This window comes from Marinobacter sp. UBA2498, from assembly GCF_002341575.1.
In the GTDB taxonomy this organism is placed as follows: Bacteria; Pseudomonadota; Gammaproteobacteria; order Pseudomonadales; family Oleiphilaceae; genus Marinobacter; species Marinobacter manganoxydans.
This window is the reverse complement of the sequence record NZ_DDOI01000087.1, coordinates 1-5,286: the sequence shown is the minus strand read 5'-3', so window position 1 is coordinate 5,286 and position 5,286 is coordinate 1. Positions and strand designations below refer to the sequence as shown.

Genomic DNA, 5,286 nt, shown 5'->3' with positions numbered 1-5,286 from the left:
CCGGTTTTCATACTACAGGATTAGCCGATTGGCTGATCAGAAGTAGTAAACACCACCAACGGAAGCGATAGAACGCTCGCTTTCGTCAGCAACGCCGTATACACCGTCGTCACCGCCACCGAGGTAGCCTTCGAAGTACACATACATGTGGTCAGACAGGTTGTGCAGAGCCTGGAAGGTTACGGTAGAAGTTTCAGTGTCGTTGGCGTCGTCAGCCAGGGGCGAATTCGTGGTCGTGCTAAACACCGATGGTGGAACCGTTGTCAGCGTGCTCAACTTCAGAGCTTCCGCCTTTGACGCTGTCATGGTACAGAACGTACTGGATGTTACCTTACACGGTCGGCATGGAATCCATTTTGGCTGCCAGCTCGGAAGCAGACATGGTTTCCTGGGCCAGCGCGGAGCCAGAGAACGTTGCGACTGCGATAGCAGATGCGAGGAGCGTTTTTTTCATGTTGCGCCTTCCTTTTTGAGTTAACTCAGGTTTTAGCGACGGGTTCTTATCCCGATTTTGTAAGGCTTCACCAGTCAGGCTGGATGAGGCCGATTCTGCATCACCCTATGTCAGTTTTATGACAAAGGAGTAACTTTTCTTCTTTTTCGAATAAATCTTGCAGATTCCAGATCTATACAGCTCAATCACTTATCGAACTTTCTTAAAGTTCTGGATGATGAAAATGCTTTAATACAATCATTCTCATTTTGCAAATTAACTGCAGTGCGTTTTTAGCTCTTTTGGCACCAGAAACGCAATCATTTATGCAATTTTGTGCTCGTGAGCTGCGTTACAGTTGCATATCAAATCCGAGGCCAGATTTTAACAAACCCCTTATCAACAAAACTTAGACTGAAAAAACCCTTGGATCGCAACGACTCCGAGGACATTTCCGCACCATTAAAGGCCGGCATGACCACCCGCGCACTACAATAGCGCAAATACTTATACACTCTGTTATCGAGTCTCGAGCATGAACGTGACGGGCCCGTCATTCACCAACCCGACCTTCATATCTGCGCCAAATCTGCCCTCACCCACCTTTTCCGGCCCCAAACCGGAACGTGCTTCTACCACAAACCGTTCATACAGCGTGTTGGCGGCATCCGGCCCCGCTGCAAGAGAGAAGCCCGGCCTGGTTCCGGAGGACGTATCCGCCGCCAAAGTAAACTGGGAAACAACAAGAAGGGAACCACCGATATCCAGCAGGCTACGATTCATCCGGCCAGTCTCATCGGGAAACACACGATAAGTGAGGATTTTTCGGCAAAGCTCCCTTGCCTCGTGCTCGCTATCTCCCTTTTCCACACCCAGCAACAGCAAAAGGCCTGTGTCGATCGAGGCTATCTGCTCACCGTCCACGGTAACACTGGCTTGCGACACTCGCTGGATCAATCCTTTCATTCACTGCCTTGAGGACGTTTGAACAGGCGAACATTAAGATCGGGCAAGAGTGTATCCGTGGCCATTACGGGCCGCAACCCTGAAAACGGGATTCAGCCAGCACTTTTTTCAGTTTTCGCGACAACGGACTCAACACCGCGGATGAGGGCATCAACAATCGCCGGCTCGGAAGCCGAGTGGCCGGCGTCGCGAATGATCTGGAATTCCGCTTCCGGCCAGGCCTTGCTGAGTGCCAGCGCATTCTCCAGAGGGCAGACCATATCGTATCTGCCGTGGACGATTATTCCGGGAATGTCCGCCAGGCGGCCTGCATCGCGAATGATCTGGTCCGGCTCGAGAAAGGCCGAATTCATGAAATAGTGGCATTCAATGCGGGCCAGGGCGATGGCCACATGAGGATGGCCAAAGTGCTCAACGACCCTCGGGTTCGGGTGCAGCGTCGCACACCTGCCCTCCCAGACCGACCAGGCCTTGGCCGCCTGGATCTGCTCCAGCTCGTTGGAACTGGTCAGCTTGCGATAGTAGGCCGAAACCATGTCAGCCCGGTCGGCTTCCGGAATCTGCGCCTCGAAGTCAGACCAGTAATCCGGGAACACCCGGCTCGCCCCCTCCTGATAAAACCAGTGAATATCCCGCGGGCGACAGAGAAAAATCCCACGAAGAACCAGTCCCGACACCCTTTCCGGATGGGCCTGGGCGTATACCAGGCTGAGAGTCGATCCCCAACTGCCACCAAACAGAAGCCACTTGTCGATACCGAGAAACGAACGCACCACTTCCATGTCTTCAACCAGCTTGTCCGTGCTGTTGCCTTCGAGCTCTGCCAGGGGGCTGGACCGCCCGGCACCGCGCTGATCCATCAGAATGATCCGGAATCTCTCGGCGTCGAAAAAGCGCCGATGGTAGTCTTCACAGCCGCCACCGGGGCCGCCGTGGACCACCAGAACAGGTATCCCGTCCGGGTTCCCGCTTTCCTCAACGTAGAGTTCATGGGGAGGATCAACGGCTATGCGATGCTGGGCATTGGGCTTGATTTCCGGGTAGAGGGTGAGCATGAAACGCTCCGCGTGAAGGATTTAACCGGAGTTTAGCTTAACCCCATAAAAAAAGGGCCAGATGAAACATTCATCCAGCCCTTGTTACCCATGCTCGATAAGAGCCGGGCGATTACTTCTTGTTGGCGCGCTTGCGCTCGTTTTCGGTCAGAAGCTTCTTGCGCAGCCGGATGGACTTCGGGGTTACCTCAACCAGCTCGTCGTCATCAATAAACTCAAGCGCCTGCTCAAGGGTAAATTTGATGGGCGGCACGAGCCCGATCACTTCATCCTTGCCAGAGGCACGCATGTTATCCAGCTTTTTGCCCTTGGTGGGGTTAACCACCAGGTCGTTGTCACGGCTGTGGATGCCACACAACTGCCCCTCATAGATTTCCTGCCCCGGATCGAGGAAGAGCTTGCCCCGGCTCTGCAGGGTTTCCAGCGAGTAGGTCAGTGCGGTACCTGTGGCCATAGACACGATGACACCGTTCTGGCGGCTGGTGACATCGCCCACCTTGATCGGACCGTAATGGCTGAAGGTAGAGGTCAGGATGCCGGTACCCGAGGTCATGGTCAGGAAGGTGTTCCGGAAACCAATGAGGCCGCGGGCGGGAATGGTGTACTCAAGGCGCATACGCCCCTTTCCATCCGGCACCATATTGGTCAGATCGCCCCGGCGCAGGCCCATCTGCTCCATGATCGGCCCCTGGTGCTGCTCCTCAATATCAACGATGACGCTCTCGTACGGCTCCTGCTTGACACCGTCAATCTCGCGGATCACAACTTCAGGCCGCCCTACGGCCAGCTCGAAATTCTCGCGGCGCATGTTTTCGATCAACACTGACAGGTGCAGCTCCCCACGACCGGACACCTTGAACTTGTCAGCCGAATCGCCTTCTTCAACGCGCAGCGCAACGTTGTGCAGCAACTCCTTTTCCAGACGTTCCTTGATATTCCGGCTGGTAACGTATTTGCCTTCCTTTCCGGCGAAGGGCGAATCGTTCACCTGGAACGTCATGGATACCGTCGGCTGATCCACCGTCAGCGGCGGAAGCGCTTCAACGTTGGCCTGGTCACAGAGGGTGTCGGAGATGAACAGCTCGTCCATGCCGCTGACACAGACAATATCGCCAGCCTGGGCTTCGTCGACTTCAACACGCTGAAGACCGGAGTGGCCCATGATCTTGAGAATACGACCGTTACGCTTCTTGCCGTTGGCGCCGATGGCGGTCACCGGCGAATTGGTCTTCACCTTGCCGCGCATGATGCGGCCAATGCCGATTACGCCCAGGAAGCTGTTGTAGTCCAACTGGGAGATCTGCATCTGGAACGGGCCGTCCGGATCAACATTCGGAGCAGGTACGTGATCAACGATCGCCTGGAACACGGCATCCATGTTGTCATCCAGATTCTCGTGATCCATTCCGGCAATGCCGTTCAACGCACTGGCAAACACAATCGGGAAGTCCAGCTGCTCATCGGTGGCACCGAGGTTATCGAACAGGTCGAACACCTGATCCACCACCCAATCAGGGCGCGCACCCGGGCGGTCAATCTTGTTTACCACCACAATCGGGCGAAGCCCCGCAGCAAATGCTTTCTGGGTAACAAAACGGGTCTGGGGCATGGGGCCGTCGATGGAATCAACCACCAGCAGCACGCAATCAACCATGCTCATGACCCGCTCTACCTCACCACCGAAATCAGCGTGGCCCGGCGTGTCTACAATATTGATGTCGTAGCCATTCCACTTCAGAGCGGTATTCTTCGCCAGAATGGTAATGCCACGTTCTTTTTCCTGGTCATTGGAATCCATGACCCGCTCGCTATCGAGCTCCTTACGCTCCAACGTGCCTGACTGGCGCAAAAGCTGGTCGACAAGCGTGGTCTTGCCGTGGTCAACGTGGGCGATGATGGCGATATTACGAAGTTTTTCAATCACAAAAATATTCCTGCGGCATGCACTCAATGACCTGAGAAGGTCGTTCGCAGGGGGAATCCCAGCACATGCCGTCTCAAATCCGTAAAATGAACTCATTCACCGGAGCTGGCTGCCCGGCACCCTGCATGGTGCTTTCCGATCATCGATGCGAAAAGACAGGGTAAAAAATGAAGCGGCGCGCAGTATAGCGAAAAGTCTGTGTCGTTAATATGAAGAAAAACGCCTATTCTCTACACTAAGCACTCGCACTCATTTAGGGCGCATAGCCAATAAATGCACCAACGCGGTGCACCAATTAAGTGCAAGCGACCAGCCCAGAGCTAATGATTTCTCGTGAACATGCCCCAAACCCTTGCAGTTGCGCTGTTCTGGAGCATGCCCTAAAAATTGGCAAGCGCCTTGCTTTATCGAAATCAGCCGAAATTTGCAGGTAAGACGCAACGGCATTTGCTAAGCTGCGCGAACCTGAGAAACAGATCGGAACCCGTTTATCCGGGCGATCCGGCACCACGAACATGAATACAGCCGCCTGTGCGGTATAACTTACGGAGCATGCACAATGTCCAAGACAGTTGATTTGATCAAAGAACACGAAGTCAAATGGGTTGACCTGCGCTTCACCGACAGCCGCGGTAAAGAGCAGCACGTTACACTGCCTGCCACCGAAGTGGATGAAGACTTTTTCGCAGACGGCAAGATGTTTGACGGCTCCTCAATCGCGGGCTGGAAAGGCATCAACGAATCCGACATGATCCTGATGCCGGACGACGAAACCTCCGTTCTTGATCCCTTCACCGAAGAAACCACTGTCAACATCACCTGCAACATCGTAGAGCCTTCTACCATGCAGGGTTATGAGCGTGACCCGCGTTCCGTTGCTCGCCGTGCCGAGGAATACCTGAAGTCCA

At 54.4% G+C, this 5,286-nt stretch carries 6 protein-coding genes; 1 reads left to right on the top strand and 5 read right to left on the bottom strand.

Going from position 1 to position 5,286, the window contains the following annotated elements; all coding sequences use genetic code 11:
- Nucleotides 1-36: 36 nt before the first annotated feature.
- The 5 genes from B2W52_RS12100 to typA form a co-directional block, all read right to left on the bottom strand.
- Nucleotides 37-306, bottom strand: coding sequence for a hypothetical protein (locus tag B2W52_RS12100; RefSeq protein ID WP_008170887.1), 270 nt, complete (start codon nucleotides 304-306; stop codon nucleotides 37-39).
- A gap of 25 nt (nucleotides 307-331) precedes the next feature.
- The gene (locus tag B2W52_RS12095) at nucleotides 332-454 is read right to left on the bottom strand and encodes a hypothetical protein (RefSeq protein ID WP_008170889.1); all 123 of its coding nucleotides are present in this window, start codon (nucleotides 452-454) and stop codon (nucleotides 332-334) included.
- Nucleotides 455-952: 498 nt separating this feature from the next.
- Complete coding sequence (gene dtd / locus B2W52_RS12090; protein ID WP_039881843.1) at nucleotides 953-1,399, bottom strand: D-aminoacyl-tRNA deacylase; 447 nt, start codon at nucleotides 1,397-1,399, stop codon at nucleotides 953-955.
- A gap of 92 nt (nucleotides 1,400-1,491) precedes the next feature.
- Nucleotides 1,492-2,454, bottom strand: coding sequence for a prolyl aminopeptidase (gene pip / locus B2W52_RS12085; protein WP_053114320.1), 963 nt, complete (start codon nucleotides 2,452-2,454; stop codon nucleotides 1,492-1,494).
- A 112-nt stretch (nucleotides 2,455-2,566) separates the two neighbouring features.
- A complete protein-coding gene (typA, locus tag B2W52_RS12080; protein ID WP_286803246.1) occupies nucleotides 2,567-4,378 on the bottom strand; it encodes a translational GTPase TypA in 1,812 nt (603 codons plus the stop codon).
- Nucleotides 4,379-4,937: 559 nt separating this feature from the next.
- Between typA and B2W52_RS12075 the strand changes: the two genes are divergently transcribed.
- On the top strand, nucleotides 4,938-5,286 hold a 349-nt coding region (locus B2W52_RS12075), incomplete at its 3' end, for a glutamine synthetase beta-grasp domain-containing protein (protein ID WP_286803244.1).